13 protein-coding genes are annotated in these 22202 nt (G+C 48.2%); all 13 read right to left on the bottom strand.

What is annotated here, in order from left to right; translation table 11 throughout:
• Window positions 1-297: 297 nt before the first annotated feature.
• The gene (pcrB, locus tag M1D71_RS26275; protein WP_458124261.1) at window positions 298-993 is read right to left on the bottom strand and encodes a heptaprenylglyceryl phosphate synthase; all 696 of its coding nucleotides are present in this window, start codon (window positions 991-993) and stop codon (window positions 298-300) included.
• A 115-nt stretch (window positions 994-1108) separates the two neighbouring features.
• Window positions 1109-1984, bottom strand: a complete 876-nt coding sequence (locus tag M1D71_RS26280; RefSeq protein ID WP_458124262.1) for a phosphatidylinositol-specific phospholipase C/glycerophosphodiester phosphodiesterase family protein — start codon at window positions 1982-1984, stop codon at window positions 1109-1111.
• A 247-nt stretch (window positions 1985-2231) separates the two neighbouring features.
• A complete protein-coding gene (gene rfbD, locus M1D71_RS26285) occupies window positions 2232-3113 on the bottom strand; it encodes a dTDP-4-dehydrorhamnose reductase (RefSeq protein ID WP_458124263.1) in 882 nt (293 codons plus the stop codon).
• Window positions 3110-4135: a dTDP-glucose 4,6-dehydratase gene (gene rfbB / locus M1D71_RS26290; RefSeq protein WP_458124264.1), complete on the bottom strand. Its 1026-nt coding sequence runs from the start codon at window positions 4133-4135 to the stop codon at window positions 3110-3112. The genes rfbD and rfbB overlap by 4 nt, the downstream gene beginning before the upstream one ends.
• Before the next feature lie 53 nt (window positions 4136-4188).
• Complete coding sequence (rfbC, locus tag M1D71_RS26295; protein WP_458124265.1) at window positions 4189-4737, bottom strand: dTDP-4-dehydrorhamnose 3,5-epimerase; 549 nt, start codon at window positions 4735-4737, stop codon at window positions 4189-4191.
• Between the two features lie 180 nt (window positions 4738-4917).
• Window positions 4918-5796, bottom strand: a complete 879-nt coding sequence (gene galU, locus M1D71_RS26300; protein WP_458124266.1) for a UTP--glucose-1-phosphate uridylyltransferase GalU — start codon at window positions 5794-5796, stop codon at window positions 4918-4920.
• Window positions 5797-5871: 75 nt separating this feature from the next.
• Window positions 5872-9519: a DEAD/DEAH box helicase gene (locus M1D71_RS26305; RefSeq protein WP_458124267.1), complete on the bottom strand. Its 3648-nt coding sequence runs from the start codon at window positions 9517-9519 to the stop codon at window positions 5872-5874.
• Between the two features lie 72 nt (window positions 9520-9591).
• Window positions 9592-12105 (bottom strand): U32 family peptidase, encoded by a 2514-nt coding sequence (locus M1D71_RS26310; protein ID WP_017692029.1) that lies wholly within the window; start codon window positions 12103-12105, stop codon window positions 9592-9594.
• Window positions 12106-12601: 496 nt separating this feature from the next.
• Window positions 12602-14554: a stalk domain-containing protein gene (locus M1D71_RS26315; protein WP_458124268.1), complete on the bottom strand. Its 1953-nt coding sequence runs from the start codon at window positions 14552-14554 to the stop codon at window positions 12602-12604.
• Entirely contained in the window at window positions 14541-15707 is a 1167-nt protein-coding gene (locus tag M1D71_RS26320) for a S1C family serine protease (RefSeq protein ID WP_458124269.1), read from the bottom strand. Before M1D71_RS26320 ends, M1D71_RS26315 begins: the two co-directional genes overlap by 14 nt.
• A 276-nt stretch (window positions 15708-15983) precedes the next feature.
• On the bottom strand, window positions 15984-16196 hold the full coding sequence (locus M1D71_RS26325) for a hypothetical protein (RefSeq protein WP_215074381.1): 213 nt from the start codon (window positions 16194-16196) through the stop codon (window positions 15984-15986).
• Between the two features lie 337 nt (window positions 16197-16533).
• Window positions 16534-19392, bottom strand: coding sequence for an excinuclease ABC subunit UvrA (uvrA, locus tag M1D71_RS26330; protein WP_405170811.1), 2859 nt, complete (start codon window positions 19390-19392; stop codon window positions 16534-16536).
• Between the two features lie 814 nt (window positions 19393-20206).
• Window positions 20207-22198, bottom strand: a complete 1992-nt coding sequence (uvrB, locus tag M1D71_RS26335) for an excinuclease ABC subunit UvrB (protein WP_458124270.1) — start codon at window positions 22196-22198, stop codon at window positions 20207-20209.
• Window positions 22199-22202 lie beyond the last annotated feature (4 nt).

Below are 22202 nucleotides of genomic sequence, written 5' to 3' on the forward strand. Positions count from 1 at the left end.
ATAAATACGAACACTTCGTTTCTTCAGATTGCTTCTGCACTCTCCGTTTCTGTGTAAAAATAGTTCCTGTATACGAATCTCTTAGTAAAAGAACAATATCAGGTAGTAAGAGTATGCTTAGGATTTAGCTTTCTAACAGAAAGCTTTTAACGAACGCTTCGTTTCTCCAGCTTACTTCTATCCTCTTCATTTTCGTGTAAACGACATTACGCTCATATAACTTCTTTAATTAGTAAGGGCAAAGTTCTATTTTAACAGATCATAAGGGGAAAATGGGGGATTGGTAAACTAAACCGATTAAACGGTTCCTTTCACGGCCAACACCGTCTCAAGTGCCTTATTCAAATCACTATACACAATGTTACCTACCACGACGGTGTCTGACACCTGGGCAGCTTGCGAGGCTTTCTCCGGATCATCAATTCCGCCGCCATAGATAAGATGTGCCCGATCCAGTTGTCTGTGTATCTCACCAACGAGCTCCATATCTCCGAACGTTCCGCTGTACTCCATATATACAATGGGAAGATTGAGCAGACGCTCCGCAGCTTGGGCATATGCCACGGCAGCTCCTGTCGTCAGTTCCGTATCCGCACCAGTCAACCGAGCTACCGTGGAGTTCCCATTAAGCACAATATAGCCCTCGGCAATAAGCAGATCCCATGGAATGAAATAACCATAACGCTCTATGGCCTGCTGGTGGTGCCCAATCATCCATTTGCTATCCGTTGCATTCAGGACCATCGGGATCAGATATCCGTCAAACCCGGGAACAACGGCCTCCAGGTCAGATACTTCAAGCACACAGGGCAATTCATAGCGACGCACGCGGGACATCAGGTCTACCGTATTATCATAGGTAATTCCGGAAGATCCGCCGATGATAATTGCATCGGTCCCCGACATGCAGACCAGATCGAGTTCTTCATCCGTAATTTCCCGGTCCGGGTCAAGCTTAAATACATGTCTCCACTGCTTAATCATGTCTATCAACGAACATTCCTCCAGAGGTTCTTCTGCATCATAGAAAGCTTGTAAACTAAGTCTAAGTCAGCAGACAGTGAGTGTCAATGTTCGTATAAAAAGGGGAACAGAAAAGTAGGATTTTTTACGGTTTCCAAGCAAAACGTGTATTCATCTCATCCAGCTCCTGCTCTGTCAGCACGTCTGAGTATACCCCGTACACGCCCCATTTCTCATAGTTAGCCACTTGTTCAGTGTCGTTGATGGTGTGCACGTAGGTGACGGAACCTGCACTATTTAGCTTGGCTACGAAATTCTGGTTTACTTTATATTCCGGCATGGTTACAGCATCAATATCATTCTTTTGCACAAAATCAACAACCTGAGCTTCTGTATCCTGTGTTGCATATAACGTATAGATAATGGAAGGGAATGCATAGACTTCTTTTACCGTTTCAAGCATCGGTTCGTTATAGATCTGTACCACCACCCGATCCAACACGGAGGGATCATGTTCTTTGGCTGCATCCACCAGGGATTGTAACACCTGCTGAATGTCCTCGTCCTTCTGTTCCTTGGTGTCGGTTACGATATACATATCCGGGTACTGAGCCAGTACATCTATGATGCCGTGGGCATCCATAGGTTGATACATGCCCAAGATTGGCGTATCCATGAATTCATCATGTGTCAGCGCCCCAGCCTGTTTATCCTCCGGAAGCTCTTCGTCTTGTCCTAGCATTTTGCTCATATTAGCGGTCCATTCATGTCTGGCTACGGCTTTACGATCCGAGGTCAGCATAAAGTCAATCTCAAATACACGAGTGCCTTTCTCGTAATTGGCAATCATCGCCTCATAGGCGTTAGTGTAAGGCTGATCACGAATGCTACCCATGGCATGGGCTATTAATCTATAAGCGGTAAATCCGTCCCGTTGTTCTTCACTCTGGCTTTCATAGGCAAAAAGGAGTGTACCTACGGTAACGATTAATAATGTTAAAACGGCGGCAATGCGTTTCATATAGCATTCACATCCTCAGTACCTTTTTGAAGAAATAGAATTTATACGTTTTCAGCGGAGCTGAACAATTCGATTATCGCAAGAAAAACTTCAGCTAAACGCGGTCTGTCTTCTGTGAGAGTACGTCGATAGACGTTTTTCTTATAGCTAACTACCCGAATTGAGGAGGTGCAAAACAAAATAGCCGCCCGGAGGCGGCTGTTAAATGGTGGGATAGACTATGGAAATTAATAACGTACGTTAATGCTCAGTCTGTTTTTTGCACACTCAACTCATACAAAAATGCAATCAACGCCTCACGCCAAGGTCTCAGAGGTTTCAGACCGTTCGTTCGAATCGCCAGATGATCCATAACCGAGTATGCAGGACGCGGGGCTGGACGTGGAAACTGATCAGTTGTGCATGGATTAAGTTCAGCTGTTGGTTTGAATCCACCCTGCTTATTCGCTTCTTCACTAATGGCCTGTGCAAACTCATACCATGTGCAAGTTCCCGAATTGGAAGCATGATAGATACCATATTTTGCGCTCGTAGAGAGGGTATGAATGAATCGGGCAAGATCTACGGTATAGGTGGGCGAACCTTGTTGATCATGAACGACTTGCAGTTGTGGACGCTTCTCCATAAGTTCCAGCATCGTTTTGACAAAATTACTGCCAAATACGCCAAACACCCATGATGTTCGAATGATAAACCATTGCGTACTTAAACTCTGAACAACCTGTTCCCCGGCGAGCTTGGACTTGCCATACACACTTTGTGGATTCGTTACATCGTACTCTCGGTAAGGTGAACTCCCGCTCCCATCAAATACATAATCGGTACTGATATACACGAGTTTCGCATTCACACTCTCAGCAGCAACCGCAATATTTCTAGTACCTGACACATTCACAGCGTATGCTGCATCCTCATCCACCTCAGCCTGATCGACCGCCGTGTAAGCAGCACAGTGAATAATGATGTGAGGCTGGAACGTCGTAATCATATCTGTGCACTGCTGTTGATCGGTAATATCCATCTGATTTCTATCACAGGCCAGTACTTGATGCCCCTCTGCTTGGAAGGTTTTCACCACATCAAAACCCAGCTGTCCCGCCGAGCCAGTCACCATAACTCTATAGTTCATTGGGACGAATCACCCATCCGCTTACCGTACTGAAGCTGGACATAATCCTGATACGCGCCTGATTGAATTCTCGTCCACCAGTCTTGATGCTTCAGATACCATTGGATTGTCTCTCTGATCCCTGTCTCAAAGTTATGTGCAGGTTGCCAACCGAGCTCTGTACGTATTTTGGTTGGATCTATACCGTATCGTCGATCATGTCCCAAGCGGTCCTGTACATGTTTGATCAAACTCGCTGGTTTGCCCAGTTGCTCCAAAACAGTCTGCACAATATACATATTAGTACGTTCGTTATTACCGCCAATGTTATATACCTCCCCCGATTGTCCATTGTGAATCACAAGATCAATCGCGCTACAGTGATCCTCGACATAAAGCCAGTCACGAATATTGAGCCCGTCACCATATACTGGAATGGCCTCATCATTCAATGCACGGGATATAATCAGCGGAATCAGTTTCTCCGGGAATTGAAAAGGTCCATAGTTATTAGAGCAGCGTGTAATATTTACAGGAAGTCCAAAGGTTTCATGATAGGCTCTTACGAGCAAATCCCCGCCAGCTTTACTAGCAGAGTAAGGACTGTTTGGCATCAAAGATGTATCTTCAGTAAATAAACCTGTTGCACCTAGTGACCCATACACCTCATCCGTCGATACCTGAACAAATTTGGTTACTTGATACTTCTTTGCCGCATCCAGCAGTACCTGAGTACCCATCACATTGGTAAGCACAAAGATATCCGGGGAAAGAATACTGCGATCCACATGAGATTCAGCAGCGAAATTCACAACCACATCGATGCCTTGGGAAAAAATAGCTTCCATCTGCTGTACATCTGCAATATCTGCTTTGATGAATGTATATTGAGGATTCGACTCTACCGTATGCAAATTCTCCAAATTCCCTGCATACGTTAATGCATCCACATTGATAATTTCATAACTCGGATGTTCACGGAGCATATATAGTACAAAGTTGCTGCCGATAAATCCGGCCCCACCCGTAACCAGTAGTTTCATGCTGTCTCTCTCCCTCTGCCTCCAGATACAAAGTATCTGAAAAGTCTGTTTAATTAGTCGAAGTTCAGTTCGGCATCTTTCAGTAAAGGATGCTTCTGGTCCTTCTCCGATAATATAGGTTTCGTCACAGGCCAATCAATGGCGAGCGCCGGATCATTCCATAGAATTCCACGGTCATGTTCAGGCGAATAATAGGCGTCTACCTTATAAGTTACCTGGGAATGAGGCACCAAGGTGCAGAATCCATGAGCAAATCCCTGAGGAACAAGCAGTTGCCGCTGGTTGTACTCACTTAGAATGAAACTTTTCCATTGTCCAAAGGTTGGGGAAGATTTCCGCACATCCACAATCACATCATATATAGCCCCAGATATAACCCTCACCAGTTTAGTCTGTGCTTTGGGATGAAGCTGATAATGAAGCCCACGCAGAACTCCTGCTTCAGCTGACAAGGATTGATTGTCCTGAATAAAAACGTGTTGTATTCCCTTTTCATGCAGAACCTGCTCATTATAACTCTCCATAAAATATCCACGGTGATCACCATATACCTTGGGTTCCAATATGGCTGCGCCATCCATAAACAGCGGAATTACCTTCAATGATATCCCTCCGTTTTGCTGTTGACATCATTTCTTCATATTGACTATGTATATGTAAAGTGTCAGGCAAGTGTTTGTTCATTGGCCTGTATAACCCTTATATTTGATCTTCCATAAAATAAATCAAAGCCCAGCCGATATCATTCTTCGGCTGGGCTTTGGGGCAAACGTATAATGTATTTATTGATTTTTTACGACCTGTTCCAAATACTTCAACAAATCCTCCCTCAGATCCGGGCGTTGCAACGCATAATGAATCGATGTCTCAATAAAACCTAACTTCTCACCGACATCATGACGCAATCCATCAAAGTGATATGCGAGAATCTGCCGTTGTTCATTCAATCGGGACAAGGCATCCGTGAGTTGGATTTCTCCCCCAACGCCAGCAGACTGTTGACCCAGGATCTCAAAAATATCCGGCGTAAGAATATAACGTCCCATAATGGCCAAGTTTGATGGCGAATCTTCCATCTTCGGTTTCTCGATTAGGCGGCGAGCGCGAAAGACACGTTCATCGGTACGGGTCAGTAACTCTCCGTCCACAATCCCGTAGCGCGACACCTCGCTCCAATCAACAGGCTGTACACCAACGATTGGAGACTGCAGCTCATCGTAGACTTCGATCATCTGCTTCAGGCAGGGATGGTCCGCTTCCACAATGTCATCCCCTAACAGGACGGCAAAAGGCTCATTACCGATAAATTTGCGTGCGCACCAGATGGCGTGACCAAGTCCCTTCGGTTCCTTTTGACGAATATAATGGATGTCTGCCATCTCGGAGGGTTTGCGGACTTCGTTCAGCAAGTCCCATTTCTGTTTATCCGCTAGATTCTGCTCCAGCTCAAAAGAGTAGTCGAAGTGATCTTCAATGGCGCGCTTCCCTTTACCTGTCACAATAATGATATCTTCAATGCCTGAAGCTACGGCTTCTTCAATAATGTACTGAATCGTTGGCTTGTCCACGATCGGCAGCATTTCCTTAGGCATCGCCTTGGTTGCAGGCAAAAACCGGGTACCCAGCCCCGCTGCTGGAATTATCGCTTTGCGAATACGCACACGAACCCACTCCTTTTGCTAGATACATATTTTCATATATTTAATGATTCTAAGCGCTACGATGCTTGGACTCCATTATACCATCAACAATTCGCGGATATCTTGTTCCGATAAGGTCGTCGATCCTCCGTCTCCTGGTTCGATCACTTCGGCAATCAAGTCTTTCTTCCGCTGCTGGAGTTCCAGAATCTTCTCTTCGATCGTACCTTCGGTAACCAGACGGATGACTTGCACCACTTGTTTCTGTCCCATACGATGGGCTCGCCCAATGGCCTGTTCTTCCACCGCAGGATTCCACCACAGATCATATAATATAACGGTATCTGCACCCGTTAAGTTTAGTCCGGTACCTCCGGCCTTCAGGGAGATCAGGAACAGTTCAGCTTCGCCCTCATTAAATCTGCGGCACATCTCGACACGGCTCTGTGCAGGGGTCTGACCATCGAGGTAAAACAGGTTTCTTCCCTGTGCCGTGAGCGTCTGGCGAATCAGGTTCAACATGCTCGCAAATTGAGAGAAAATAAGAATACGTTTGCCTGCGGCCAAACAATCCTCGACCGTTTCAAGCAACTGTTCCATTTTCCCGGAATCGCCTTGATAGTCTTCGACAAAGAGGGCCGGATGACAACACAACTGACGCAAGCGCGTGATGCCCGCCAGAATTTTGATACGATTCTTCTGGAATCCGTTATCCTCCATGTCCTTTGATGCTTCATCCTGAAGCTGGGAGAGGTATGCAGTGTACAATCTTTTCTGTTCAACCGTAAGCTCTGATCGCTGTACCGTTTCAATTCGATCAGGCAATTCTTCCAGCACATCCTTCTTCAGGCGGCGCAGAATAAACGGACGTACCATCCGCGAGATTCGTTCCGGAGGAAGATCACGGAATCTTCTGTAACTTGGAAACAACCCAGGGAATACCGCTTCAAAAATGGACCACAATTCATCCAGCGAATTCTCCACAGGTGTACCTGTGAGTGCAAAACGGCGCGGTGCCTGAATTTGTTTCACTGCCTGCGCGGTCTGGGAAGAAGCATTTTTAATCGCCTGAGCTTCATCCAGAATGAGCGTATGGAATGTTCGGCCAAGGTAAGTGTCTAGATCCCGGCGTAACAAAGGATAGGACGTCACAATCACATCTGCCTCATCCATACCTGAAAGCATGCTGGCTCGTTCTTCTTTCTGACCGGCAGCGATCAGAACTTTCAGATGCGGGGCGAACCGCGCAAACTCATTAGCCCAGTTATAGGTTAGCGAAGCAGGCGCCACGACAAGTACCGGAGGATGAATGACCCTCGTTCGGATCGTCAGTCCATCCTGCTGCATCGTGGACCAAAGGCCATCCGTATTCTCTGAAGCCATCTTATCCAATGGGAGACCCGTTTCGGGGTCGATGCCGGCAGTAGCCTCCGTTGTACCGCCCCATAGCGATCCGCTCTCCCGGTATTTATTAACGTCCGTATTGTCCATATTGTACTCGGGCTTTTCCTGAAGCACCGCTGTAATATAGGCGATGCTTTGCAATGTTTTCCCAAGTCCCATATCATCCGCCAGAATGCCGCCAAAACGATAATAAGCGAGGGTACGAAGCCACTGGTATCCACTGTTCTGATAATCCCGCAGAATGGGAGTCAGTGCCTCTGGCAATGCAAAATCCATCCGTTCAGGATCACGCAGATCATCAAGGAAACGTTTCAGGGAGCCTCCCCATTTCACATGTCCGGAAACCTCATCCCTGCCTGGCAATTGTAACGCCCGAACAGCTGGTAGCCGGATATGGCTGCCTTTGATGTCATCTGCTCCCAGTCCGAGTGAATCGGCCATGTGAGCGAAACTATCTGCACCTTCATTTTCAAGCGAGAGAAAGACTCCGCTCTTGAGACGGAAGTACGGTTTCTTTTCCACAATACGACGCATGAGTTCCTGAAGCTCCTGCTCGTCCACACCTTCCATCTCGAATGAAATCTCCAGCCAGTCCAACCCTCTACCCAAGTCTGCCCGGACTTTCGGCGGTGTCGGATAGGATTGCACCATGGCCTTCACAGCGTTCGGCATGTAAATATCAACCTGCTTCTCAAGCTCAGGCAACAGATGGTACATAACATCATAGATCGCATCTTCCCGTTCACTCGCCCAGACGCTACCATCACGTTCCAGAAAAGAACGATCGAGCCGTTCAATCAGATTCCGTTCTTTGTATCGATCACGCACCAAAATAACCTTTTTCTCTTCTTCATCTATTAAATACTCTGCAAGCGGATTAATAACCATGACCTCATAGTCGAATTCCAGACGCGCTGTAATACGCTCACGATAGAAGTCGATGTACAGCTTTGGTGAGAGTTCCGGTTCCGCGATCTGTTCACGCACCTGTGAATCAATGGACAGATGGCCGAGCGTACGCAGTTCTGGCACGACATGCTGTACGAACTCATCCACCTGCTGGGTCGAAATATCAATACTTTCCTTGATCCCATACGAGGTGAGCGCCCCACTCAAGTCCTCCAGACTTCGCATCTGCATCGGCTCCAACATATGCAACTGTCCTTCCACCACAGCAGCATCATAAGCAGGGAGAAGAATCAGCTCACGCAGTCCGGAAATTTCAAGCTGATATCCTTCATTCGCTCCCTGGGCGATCCGGTAAAATAAAGGAAGTACCCCCTCACCCAGTGTGAGTGGTCCATTGGCAAATCCCGTGCCCTCCATCCGGCTGTCAGCCTGTAGCAGCAATTCCAGCAATGGCTTCCATACGAGCGGAGCAATCAGTATATCCCGTCCGTCCGAAGCTCCCAGATAACCGGAGATGGATTGGCGGTAGGCCTCCTCACTCTGTCTCATTCGAATAAGCATCGAGAGAATAGCCTGATCCTGCGGAGTGAAAACATGCATTAATGGATCATAGTGGAACAGTTTGGTAAATGACATTGGCTCGCCCTTCTCGATGCAGTTCAGGAATTGCTTCACTTTCTGCACCACATACAGACGTTTGTTACCCACTTTCAATTCAAGAGCGAGTTTCCCACCACCCTTGTGAACCTGTACCAGCTTGCATATAAACTGGACCTGCAATTCTTCCCGCAGGGTGGATCGGCTGACAGGGGCCGTGTATTTTCGGTCATTTCCATGCAGCGGTCGGCGATCCTTGGCAAACATGGACAGAATCTGATCCGCCGTACGATATGAAGGTTTATCTGCCGAACGGCCCCAACCTGAAGCTGAGCTTGGGCGACCTGCCTGGGCAAAGTGAACGGGTGGACGCTCTGGAGCATCATTGAAGTGCTCTGGTTGTGAAGGAGACTGTGGTCGCTCCCACATGTTCTCTTCGACTAGCGTTCCGACTCTGGACTTGGAACCTGTGCTGGAGGTATTGGCTCCTTGGCCTGTAGAAGACGGAGAGGGCTTCCCAGAAGCATTAGCTGCATTGCGCTCCTGCTGCTCTCCCCATTCGTGAATAGCCAGCAGGACGGCAGCCACATGTTTGCAATAGTCATAATGTCTGCCGTCACCCGGACAACTGCAGCCTGCCACAATCTCTCCTGCTCCATCCACATCCACCGTCACCTGGTAACGCTCCGTTCCACGTACCTGTGCTTCATAATGAAGCTGATCCTCACTGACCACCAGATTAGTCACCCGGCCAGATTGGTTATAATCTTCTCCACGCTTAAATGCCGTGACTCCGCACAGCAATTTAATATCCATGATTGTGAATGGCGCCACGCTTCTTCGCCTCCTGTGCCATGATGTAAAAAAACCCCAAGAGCTCCTTAAAGCAGAGTTTGGGGTTGCTGTTTATTTCACCAATTGACCACGTGTAACGCCCAGTTGGTTCGTTGCTTTGAGTGTTTTCCAAACTTGTGTACCACTGATCTCGCCGCGCAGTGCTCGGTTGTACAGATCGATAACTTCGCGTACCTGCTCCGGCGTCTCTTCCAGGAATTCCACACGGTAACGGGATACACCCAGATCCATAAAGTTGGTCAGATACTCGGCACCTGACTGCTCCACTGCATTGTATACCGTATTACGACAGCCTTCATCCACACGTACCGGGTGAGACATACCGATCCGGTCTTGCAATGATGCACGCTGTTCCTCACAAGGACGTCCACAGTTCGTAAAGTCTGTTCCTTCACTCATGAACGTACAGTACACACAGTGCTCGGTGTGGAACATCGGCAGATGCTGATGGATAACCACTTCGGTCTGACTTGTACGGGAGTGGCCCAGCAAATCAACCATTTGTTGAATGTTCAGGTCATAGGATGGCGTAATCCAGTCACAGCCTGCTTCCAGGAACAATTCAACTGCTTTGTGATTGGCGATGTTCAATGAGAAGTCGCCGATCAGTTCAGGGTGCTTCGCATCCGGGTTTTCCATCCGGTGGCGAAGGTAGAAGTACAATGCACCTGTATTACGTACCAATACCGCATCTGGCTTCAGACGCAGGATGTTGTTATGATATCCGTTCTCCCCAGGCATGTGAATACGCGGCGTTGCCAGCGCGATCTTGCGACCAGCAGCATGCACAGCTTCCACGGCTGCGGGGAACTGCTTGATAAACTCGAAGTCGGCATAGATCATGCCGATTCCCGCTTCAATCGCTGCCTCCACTTGTGGCAGGCTTCGGCAGAGCGCGGTCAATTCTGCTTGACCGCGAGCGACTGGCGATGCTGGTTTAACTGAATCGCCGTACACATCTACCGCCCGTTTCACGTAGACGGGCGGTTTAGGACGCTCGCCTGCGAGTTGTTCTACCGCCTGACGGCGAATGTTATTCAACTCGCGCATCGGGATGATAACGTCACCGTGCAGGTTGACGTCCATTCCTTCCAACTGGAACACGGTGCCTCCCAGACGTCCGAACTGCTCTTCGAGCAATTCATGCGTCATTGGACGCTTCTGCGCGATGTCCAGTTCCATCTCGGAATCAATCCGGACGGTCGTGCCCTTCTGCACGTCTGTCCACCACGTGCTAAGCGGCTGCCCCGGGCTGCCGATGACTTTCACCTTCACCGGGAATACGCGGTATGGCTTCTCGGTCTCGAAGCTTTGACGAAGACGTTTGTCCAGCGCCGGGTCATTCGTTTTCCACACTTTGTCGCCAACCTTCACGCGTCGCAGATCCACGTCACTGCGGCCTGGCACGACATCAACGATCCAACCTTCCTCGGCTTCGCCTTCGAGTTTTACGCCTTTGCGACGTACATCGTATACACGTCCGCCCTCTTCTTTCTGAGTCGGGTCTCCGGCGTCAAATACAATCCCGTCTCCACGTTTCACGGGTGCGTCCAGCTTCAGGACCACACCATCGCGCAACACTTGATCTACACGACCGAGGTAGACACCACGGCTTTTCGGGAACGTTCCATCCACCAGTTCTTTGTTGTTTGTACCGCTCAAGAAACCATGCGTGAATCCACGGGAGAAGCTTTGCTGCAATTCGCGAACTTCTTCCTTGCTTGGCGGCGTGTTATCTCCATCAAAATAACGGTCAATCGCTTTGCGGTATTTGCTTACTACGTTCGCTACGTATTCCGGCGTTTTGAGACGTCCTTCAATTTTGAACGAAGTCACTCCTGCTTCAATCAGTTCCGGCATTAGGTCAATCGCTGCCAGATCCTTCGGAGACAACAGATAAGCTACATCACCCATCGGTTTGTGCACCCCATCCACCATCAGGTCATATGGAAGACGACAAGCTTGTGCGCACTCCCCACGGTTCGCCGAACGTCCTCCCCACATTTCGGAAGTAAGACACTGCCCCGAGTAAGATACACACAGCGCACCATGAACGAATACTTCCATTGGAAGTTTCGCCTGCTCACCGATCTTTTGAATCTGCTTCAGGTTGTTCTCCCGTCCCAGAACGACACGTTCCATATCAAACGGCTTCGTAAACTCGACCGCTTCCGGTGACGTAATTGTCATCTGTGTTGAACCGTGAATCGGGAAATCCGGCGAAATCTCACGGATCATCTTCACCAAACCCAAATCCTGAACAATTACAGCGTCCACACCAGCATCGACACATGCATCAATCAGTTCTTTGGCATCCGTCAGTTCATTTTCAAAAATCAATATATTAAAGGTCAAAAACCCTTTTACGCCATAACTGTGCAAAAACGCCATAATCTCTGGCAGCTCGTCCATGCGGAAATTGTTCGCCCGTGCCCGTGCATTAAACTTTTCGACTCCGAAGAAAATTGCATCTGCGCCATTGGCTACCGCCGAACGCATACAATCCCAGTCACCAGCGGGTGCCAGAAGTTCAACGTCTTCTCTTCGTATTGTTGCTGTTTTCATGTAGATCCTCCCCATAACCGACTATCCGCCGGATTTCATCCCTATATCCTTTAAATCCTGAACACGTCAAGCTTAAGCCTGTACCTTATCCGGTACACCTGCATTGTCATTGAATTGCTATATCTATACATTATGTCTGTATTGCCTGAACTCCAAGCTTACAGTCATCCATATTCATCAGATCAGCAGTCATAACTCCTGAACTAGTATAGTGTACCACTTCTGCACCGACTCTTCTACGCTTTCCTGAAAAAACCGTTTACCATTTTCATTTCCATCAAGATTTACACTAGACACTCCGATTGCAGTACCATCTTTTGATCGCTGTTATCCCCAGATTTTTTTAATTTCCTATTCTAAAGGGAAAAATCTGGTGATAAACGCGCACGCTTCGCTTCTTCAGATCGGTTCTGCACTCTTCGTCCCAGTGTAAATGTTCACATAATCTTATAAAAAAAAAACCGGAAGGTCTTTGACCCTCCGGCATGCATCACTATTATTTAATAAAAGTAAATGAGTTCACTGCTTTCTCCAATGCCGCTGCCTGGACTTCTGTCTTGTTGGCATCATTCAGACCACTTGTAATCGTATAGGTGGTACCGTCCTTTTCAAACACAATCTGACGACCCGCATACGGCACACCGTTATCCAGTTCATGATACGTAAAGGAAAATGCAGGCACACCCGCAAACGTTAGCTCCTCACTGCGAAGCAGCTTGAAGTTCTTACGCGTTTTGGTAGCTTCGGCATATGCCTCTCTCAGTTGACTGACTGTCATCTCGATGGACTTGTCCTCGCTCGCCGCAATGGAGAACTCCCCGCCCGTGAAGGTGTACACCACAGGTGAGTATTCGAATTGATCACTATACGGCGTCCAGTACCGCGGAATATCCACACTGTAATGATAACGTTTGGACGTGCGTGTGATTGTCTTCGTTTTGTCTGTTAAATAGGGATCTTCGCCCAGCTGACCGAAGTTATCGGCAACCGTATCAAAATCAATCTCTACACTCTTCATGATCCGTTCAAACCATGCCCGATCTGCAGCCTGCTCCTCCGGGAATGTGTATTCTGCATAATAACGATACCCATTCTTCTGCAAAAGAACATCAAACTCGGTCTGCCAGCCCCCGCCAAAGTTATAACGGAATTCATTCACCTCGGCAGTCTCTCCCGAGATATCCATCGTATATGAGCCAACCGGCTCGTAACTCTCTAGCGTAAATGTCTCACGCATCCACTTATCCAGTTGACCGCTCCAGTCTTTTACCGTTGTACCGGCCTTCGCCGAAGTGATACGCCATTGCAGATACGCACCATCCTTGGCTTCATAGATCATCTGATTGTTGTCCATCGACCAGCCGGCAGGAATCTTCAATTCAATGCCATAGTCATCATTCCACGCGGAGCGCATGCCATTATCTACGGTGGACAGATCCTTGATGGTTCGATCCGACTCCGCATAGGTTGGCTGGAATGAATTGAGCAGCGCAGCACGTTTGCCCAGATCTTTGTAATTCAAGGCTTGATAATCAGCGAGGTATACATCATATTGACGACCTTCATTGAGATACTGGCGCATCTCCCACAACATGCCGTCAGCATCTTTTACAATAATCCGTGCATATGGCGTTTTGCCTTTTGACACCGCTTCACGATCCAGCACGGTATCTCCCGATTGTTTGGCTTCCTGTACGAGTTGTTGCAACAAATCATCCGAATCCAGAGCCACATCCTGGTCGCTGACGTACACTTCAAGATAATAACTGTTGTCCGCTGCACCGAAAGTCATCATGCGCTCCTGCTCACCGCTCTGGAAAACCATGAGATCCGCAGGATAGTTAATAGACCAGCCGTAAAAACTGTTCCCGATTCTTGTTTTGCCTTCATCCGGATGAAGGCCACCCTCATCGTCCGCCGAATCATCAGTTTGCAATAGACGAATCACCATTTCACCGGAACTGCTTGGAGCAAGCGTCGCTCCGATACCGGCAGCAACCGGACGAAGTGGAACCATGAGTACGCCATTCACCATCTTGGGAGCGACAACCATCTCATGTTTCACACCATCCACCCAAGCAATCGAACTGCCAATCGTTAGAGTAACCGTGTGAGGACCTTCCTTGATTTTGACGACATCATTTTTCTCCAGCCGGATTTCACTGCCAAATGCTTTCTTGAATACGCCGACAGGCACCATCGTAACACCCTTGACCTTGTACGGTTTGGCTATGGCCTGTTTATCGCCGTTGATGTAGGCGCTCGTGCTACCTGCTTTGATTCGCATTTCACTTGTCGTCAGATCAGATGCCCATGCAGGGAATGCCGCACCAATGGTCAGCATCCCGGTTAATACACCTGTGCTCAGCACACGTATCCATGACTTTTTCATTCCGCTCTTTCGTCCTCTCTCCATCCGGGTTGATTGCCGGGCTTTATTGTTCTTCATCTGCAAGGAAGCCCTCTTCTGCCTCGTCCTGAATGTCTGCGCGATCAGCAAGCACCAACGTACGAGTGACAATATCACCATCCGTCTGCATCAACAGCTTTACCTTTTGCCCGGGCAGATACTTTTTGAGCAACTCATTGATATCCACGACAGAGGACACACGTGTGCCCGCCACACTATAGATGACATCGCCCTCTTTGATTTTGGCTTTTTTTGCTTCAGGAGACAGTACACCCGTGATCGTTAATGGATCATCTGTAGGCAGACCCACGATGGCAGACCAGCTTTCTTCCAGCTGTAGTCCCAGACTCGCACGTTTTATTTTGCCGTATTCAAAAAACTGATTGATGACATATTGAACGGTATCCACCGGAATCGAAAATCCCAAGCTTTCTATACCGACCGCAGAAAATTTCATGGAGTTAATACCAACGACCTCACCCTTCAGGTTGACCAGTGGTCCTCCGCTATTTCCTGGGTTAATGGCCGTGTCGGTCTGAATCAACCGGTAGGTCTCCTCTACACCACGATTCAAGCCGCTGATTACCCCTACCGTTGCCGAGTTGCGCAAGGAAAAAGAAATCGGCGTACCTATGGCGATCACCGTCTCGCCAACAGAAGTTTGTGTGGCTTTGGCGAAGCTCGCCGGTTTAAGTGACTTGGCATTGATTTTGATCAGCGCGAGATCACTTAGTACATCACTATATGTTTTTGTAATTTTGTATGTATTGCCATCCGTCGTTACAACAACCGGATCTGTTAATCCTTCGATTACGTGAGCATTCGTCACGATCCATCCATTGGACCGGATAATGACACCTGTACCATGTGCAAGATTGTAACGGTCTGATGACGTACCTTCCTGCACTTCGGTAGATTTCCCAATAATGCCTACGACCGAAGGAGACACCTTTTCGATCACTTTGGGAATGGCTTCATTTCCTTTGTACGTATACGTTCCGGATTTGGCATCATATTGTCCACTTCCACCAAATGTCTTAACCAGATCCTTGGTGTTCACATAGACTTGACCCTCTACCACTTTAGCTTGCATTCCCGCTTTGGATTCAGCCGCACCAGCCGTTGCCGCCACACTAATCGAGAGTACAGCAGCCATCAGTATGGCTATCCCCTTTTTACCCAACACACTCATATTCTCACCTGACCCTCTCTATACATCCTTCTTGCGCGACTCGACATCGGATTCATTGCTGAATCTATTCTCTTTTTCTCTCATCTGCAATACCGGTATCCTTCAATGTATCATACAAAATCTGGATATACAATTGTTTTAAGTCCCTATTTTAGTAGAGAAGATAGAATCCTATTCAATCGTTCAGTATAAATGAAAAAAACACCCTCCATGTCTCATGGAAAGTGTTCGTCTGTACTTCTTGTAGAGGTTATTCCATTCACTTCAATGGCATTCCTACTCACCAAACCAACCGGTTATCATCGCATAATCCGTCATCAGAAATACCAGCAGACTGACTACTGCAAATCCGATCGCAAACAGATTCTTCTTCGGTGCCCGAAGGAGGCGAACGACTCCGATGAAAATCAGGATCGTAAATAAGATGACAAAAATATCAAATGCATTAAAATTCGATGTACTCGCCGTGGCAGCTTCTGCAAACAGCATGGATAGACAGACCTCCTCACCATAGTTGAACAGCTAACGCATACCCTAATATCTTCCTCTATGTTATCTGTACCCTGCTAGTAATGCAAGCCCTATCATCCATAAAAATGAAAAAAATCCAATTTGGCTGGATATCCCTGCAATGCTTGCCCCTACATATATGTAAACACTTTCACGAAAACAATATAGTACAAGGAAAGACTCTACATATTCCAAGAATAAAACCCTTCCTTTCGCAAGCAGAGCACATCAGATCATAATCCAATGTCTCACACTTCTCGAAAAGAAGGGCTTGTTAACTATCGTTCTTCGTTCAATAATCTCTGACTACAGGGCCTTAGTCCACCAATTGCAGTGCCTTGCTCCGCTCGGTATCACGCTCCAGAACCGGCTTCAAGTACTTGCCTGTATAGGAAGCTTCCACTTTAATGATATCCTCAGGTGTTCCAGTTGCAACAATGGTTCCTCCACCGCTACCGCCTTCTGGACCCAGATCAACAACATAGTCTGCCGTTTTGATCACATCCAGGTTATGCTCGATCACTAGCACTGATTCCCCGGAATCAACCAAACGGTGTAGTACGTTCAGCAAGCGGTCGATATCATCGACATGCAAACCGGTAGTCGGCTCATCGAGGATGTAGATGGTTTTCCCCGTACTGCGGCGATACAGCTCGGAAGCAAGCTTCACACGCTGGGCTTCACCACCAGATAATGTGGTTGCAGGTTGTCCCAGATTGATATAACCCAGACCCACATCCATCAGTGTCTGCATTTTGCGATGGATCTTCGGAATGTTCTCGAAGAATTGGGTTGCATCTTCAACCGTCATTTCCAACACATCGGAAATATTTCTGTTTTTATATTTCACTTCAAGCGTTTCCCGGTTGTATCGTTTGCCTTTGCAGACTTCACAAGGGACATAAACGTCAGGCAAGAAGTGCATCTCGATTTTGATAATGCCGTCTCCACGGCAGGCTTCACAACGTCCGCCTTTAATGTTGAAGCTGAACCGGCCTTTCTTGTATCCACGTACTTTGGCTTCATTCGTCTGAGCGAACAGATCCCGAATATCATCAAAGACACCGGTGTACGTAGCCGGGTTGGAACGTGGTGTCCGCCCGATCGGTGATTGGTCAATATCGATGACTTTATCGATATGCTCCAGACCACGGATTTCTTTATGCTGACCCGGACGTACCCGTGCACGGTTCAGATCACGTGCCAGTGTTTTGTACAGGATCTCATTGATCAATGTGGATTTACCAGATCCAGATACGCCCGTTACCGCGGTAAATACACCTACAGGAATCTTCACATTCAGATTCTTCAGGTTATTTTCTTTGGCTCCGCGTACTTCCAACCAGCGGTCTCCTACACTTCTACGTTCTGTACGAATCGGAATGAATTTGCGACCACTCAGATATTGACCGGTTAATGAGTTCTCATCGTTCATGATCTCTTCCGGTGTACCCTGTGACATGATGGTACCTCCGTGGATACCTGCACCAGGGCCAATATCAATAATGTAGTCGGCAGCCATCATCGTATCCTCATCATGTTCGACCACGATCAGAGTATTACCAATGTCTCGCATGTGCGCAAGGGTTGAGATTAGACGGTCATTATCCCGTTGATGCAGACCGATACTCGGCTCATCCAGAATGTAGAGTACACCCATCAGGCTGGAACCAATCTGTGTAGCCAGTCTGATCCGCTGTGCCTCCCCACCGGACAATGTTCCGGCAGCACGACTCAGTGTAAGGTAATCCAGACCAACATTCACCAGGAAGCCGAGACGGCTGTTGATTTCTTTCAAAATCAGTTTGGCAATTGTCTGCTCTTTCTCCGTCAATTCCAGCGAGTCGAAGAATCGGCCAGCTTCACCAATGGACAGACTAGTCACATACGCCATGTTGTGATCATTGATCGTAACCGCGAGACTTTCACGTTTCAGACGCTGACCTTTACACGTACCACAAGGCTTCGCACTCATGTAACCTTCGATGAACTCACGGATACCTTCAGATGCTGTATCCCGGTAACGACGCTCCAGATTATTCACGATACCTTCAAAGGTAACCAATGCTTCCTTGCGTTGTCCAAAATCATTCTCATACCGGAAACGGATTTTCTCCGTGCCTGTACCCTGCAACAACTTATTCATCTGTTCAGCTGGCAGATCTTCGACAGGCACATTCTGCGGAATGTTGAAGTGTTCACATACCGACTTCAGAAACTGCGGATAATAGGTCGATGTTCCACCTGTCCATGCATCAAAAGCGCCATCTTCAATGGTCTTAGTCCGATCCGGTACGAGCAGATCCGGGTCAACGATCATTTTGACACCCAAACCATCACAATCCGGGCAAGCGCCGAAGGGACTGTTAAAAGAGAACATCCGTGGTGCAAGCTCTTCAATACTGAATCCGCACACCGGGCAGGCAAAGTTGGAACTGAAGCGAAGCTCTTCTTCACCCATAATATCCACCAAGAGTTGTCCTCCGGATAAATTAAGGGCTGTTTCAATGGAGTCGGCCAGACGTGCCTGTACATCATCCTTAACAACGATCCGGTCAACGACCACTTCAATCGTATGCTTCTTGTTTTTCTCCAATTGAATATCTTCTGACAGGTCACGCAGCTCCCCGTTCACTCGTACACGGACAAAGCCCTGCTTGGACACATCGGCAAATACACTTTTATGCTCGCCCTTACGGCCCGAGATAATGGGTGCCAAAATCTGCAACCGGGTACGCTCTGGGTATTGCATAATGCGGTCAACCATTTGTTCTACGGTCTGAGAGCTGATCTCCACGCCATGATCCGGACAATGCGGATGACCCACACGTGCAAATAACAGACGCAAGTAATCATAGATTTCCGTCACGGTTCCAACCGTGGAACGCGGGTTACGGCTTGTTGTTTTCTGATCTATTGAAATGGCAGGAGACAACCCTTCAATGGAATCGACATCTGGCTTCTCCATCTGTCCCAAAAACTGCCGTGCATAAGCTGACAATGATTCTACATAACGCCGTTGTCCTTCGGCATAGATGGTGTCAAAAGCCAGTGAGGACTTACCTGAGCCACTCAGGCCGGTCAATACAACAAAGCGGTCGCGCGGGATGGTGATGTCGATGTTCTTCAGGTTATGCGCTCGTGCACCTTTAATGACAATATTATCGCTCGCCAATAGTACTCATCCTCTCAAATTTACTAATCCAAACCTTTTAAAAGGCATTTCGATCCCTCCCAAACCCTCCCTTCCAAGGGAGGGCCCCAGAGGGGCTCAGCCCTCTGGACACCCGAAACAAGCGGTGCCATGGTGAGGGGTCGGGTCTTGCTATGTGAAGGGTTGTCGTGTGCCCGCGGTTTCCTCTAAGGTTCCGGCCTATTGCCGGAACCTTAGAGGACCGCTCTACTGCGAGGTGACGCTCTCGGCTTCGCCCTGTTCGCGGCTAGGTCGCCATTGTCTTCGGCTCGGCTCCAAGGTCAACACCGGGACTCTCTCGGCTTCACCACGTTCGCGGCTAGGTCGCCATTGCCTTCGGCTCGGCTCCAAGGTCAACACCGTGAACGCTCTCGGCTTCGCCCTGTTCGCGACTAGGTCGCCATTGCCTTTGGCTCGGCTCCAAGTCAACACCGGGGACGCTCTCGGCTTCGCCTTGGTCGCGGCAGGTCGCCATTGCCTTCGGCTCGGCTCCAAGTTCAACACCGGGACGCTCTCGGCTTCGCCTGCTCGCGACTAGGTCGCCATTGCCTTTGGCTCGGCTCCAAGTTCAGTACTGAGGCGTTCTGGACTCCCAGAGGGACACGACTCCCAAATGCTTTCTATAAACCTTTTAACCAATTTCAACTTTTCTATCAGTATAGACCTGATTTCAAGATTTCAACATCTCTTATTATCGGTAGATATGGGCGATTTCCTTACTCAACAAGAGAACGGCCAATTGGCCGTTCTCTTGTTACCGATCTCTCTTTACTGGATCATATGAATGAGCAGTGTCTTATTCAGCGCGAAGTTCCAGCAACGCATCGCGAAGCTCGGCAGCACGCTCAAACTGCAGGTTTTTGGCTGCATCTTTCATCTCTACCTCCAGGCGCTGGATAAGCGCCTGGCGATCTTTCTTCGACATCTTCTCGGCAGCGCCTGTGAGATAGTCTTTCTTGGATTCGGCAACCTTGGTTGCCTCAATAACATCACGTACTTTTTTGCGAATCGTCTGTGGTGTAATGCCATGTTTCTCGTTGTACTCGATCTGAATCGCACGACGACGTTCGGTTTCTTTTATCGCCTTATCCATCGAATCAGTCACTTTGTCACCGTATAGAATAACGCGACCCTCGCTGTTCCGCGCGGCACGACCAATCGTTTGGATTAGTGAACGTTCGGAACGCAGGAATCCTTCCTTATCGGCATCCAATATGGCTACCAAGGATACTTCGGGCAGATCGAGACCTTCCCGGAGCAAGTTGATTCCGATTAGGACATGGAAAACGCCCAGTCTTAGATCACGTAAAATCGCCATCCGTTCCAACGTCTTGATCTCGGAATGCAGATAACGTACCTTGATTCCAATCTCCTTCAGATAATCCGTCAGATCCTCAGACATCTTCTTCGTTAATGTTGTAATTAACACACGCTCGTCTTTGGCAATCCGGTCGTTAATCTCACCGATCAAGTCATCGATCTGTCCCTTCGTTGGACGCAGTTCAATGATAGGATCAAGCAGACCGGTTGGACGGATAATCTGTTGCACCATCGTATCCGTATGCTCTATCTCATATGGACCTGGTGTGGCCGATACATAGATAATCTGATCCATCTTGCCTTCGAACTCATCGAATTTGAGCGGACGATTATCCAATGCTGACGGCAGACGGAAACCATGCTCAACCAATACCGTCTTCCGCGCTTGGTCACCATTGTACATCGCACGGATCTGTGGCAGGGTCACATGAGACTCATCGACCACAATCAACATGTCATCCGGGAAATAATCCATCAGTGTGTATGGCGTATCGCCGCGTTCGCGGAAAGTCAGCGGGCCGGAATAGTTCTCAATCCCCGAACAGAAGCCGACTTCCTTCATCATCTCAATATCGTATCGTGTGCGCTGTTCCAGTCGCTGAGCCTCCAGCAACTTCCCTTGTTCACGCAACACTTCAAGACGTTCTTCCAGTTCACGCTCGATGTTCACCAGCGCAACCTTCATCGTCTCTTCTTGCGTTACGAAGTGAGATGCCGGGAAGATGGCAATATGTTCACGTTCGCCAATCAATTCACCGGTTAACACGTCAATCTCCGTAATTTTCTCGATCTCATCACCGAACAATTCAACCCGAATTGCGTGTTCTCCCTTGGAGGCAGGGAAGATCTCTACGACATCCCCACGGACACGGAATGTCCCCCGTACAAAGTTAATGTCATTCCGCTGATACTGAATCTCCACCAGTCGGGACAAAATCTGATTACGCGGTTTCTCCATGCCTACCCGGAGTGACAGCAACATGCTGGAATACGAATGCGGTGAACCCAAACCATAAATACAGGATACACTCGCTACAATGATGACATCCCTGCGCTCAAACAACGAACTGGTCGCTGCGTGACGCAGTTTGTCTATCTCTTCATTAATACTTGAATCCTTCTCGATATACGTATCGGAAGACGGGATATATGCTTCTGGCTGAAAATAATCATAATAACTGACGAAATACTCAACCATGTTGTTAGGAAAGAAATCTTTGAACTCACTTGCAAGCTGTGCTGCCAGCGTTTTGTTGTGCGCAATAACCAGCGTTGGCCGTTGCAGCTGGGCTATGGTCTGTGCAATGGTGAATGTCTTACCCGTACCCGTTGCACCCAGCAGTGTCTGATACCTTTTCCCCTCTTGAACACCCTTCACCAGTTCTTTAATGGCTGCAGGCTGATCACCTTGGGGAGTAAACTCTGACTCGATTTCGAACGTTTTGTCGCTCATTATAATATCGCTCATTGCC

The sequence above is a fragment of the Paenibacillus sp. Z3-2 genome (assembly GCF_054161325.1).

Excerpts from the sequence above, each read along its gene's own strand:
- M1D71_RS26280 (WP_458124262.1), bottom strand. The coding sequence starts at position 1,984 with ATGAAACGCATTGCCGCCGTTTTAACATTATTAATCGTTACCGTAGGT.
- rfbD (WP_458124263.1), bottom strand. The coding sequence starts at position 3,113 with ATGAACTATAGAGTTATGGTGACTGGCTCGGCGGGACAGCTGGGTTTT.
- rfbB (WP_458124264.1), bottom strand. The coding sequence starts at position 4,135 with ATGAAACTACTGGTTACGGGTGGGGCCGGATTTATCGGCAGCAACTTT.
- M1D71_RS26310 (WP_017692029.1), bottom strand. The coding sequence starts at position 12,105 with ATGAAAACAGCAACAATACGAAGAGAAGACGTTGAACTTCTGGCACCC.
- M1D71_RS26315 (WP_458124268.1), bottom strand. The coding sequence starts at position 14,554 with ATGAAGAACAATAAAGCCCGGCAATCAACCCGGATGGAGAGAGGACGA.
- M1D71_RS26320 (WP_458124269.1), bottom strand. The coding sequence starts at position 15,707 with ATGAGTGTGTTGGGTAAAAAGGGGATAGCCATACTGATGGCTGCTGTA.
- M1D71_RS26325 (WP_215074381.1), bottom strand. The coding sequence starts at position 16,196 with ATGCTGTTTGCAGAAGCTGCCACGGCGAGTACATCGAATTTTAATGCA.
- uvrB (WP_458124270.1), bottom strand. The coding sequence starts at position 22,198 with ATGAGCGATATTATAATGAGCGACAAAACGTTCGAAATCGAGTCAGAG.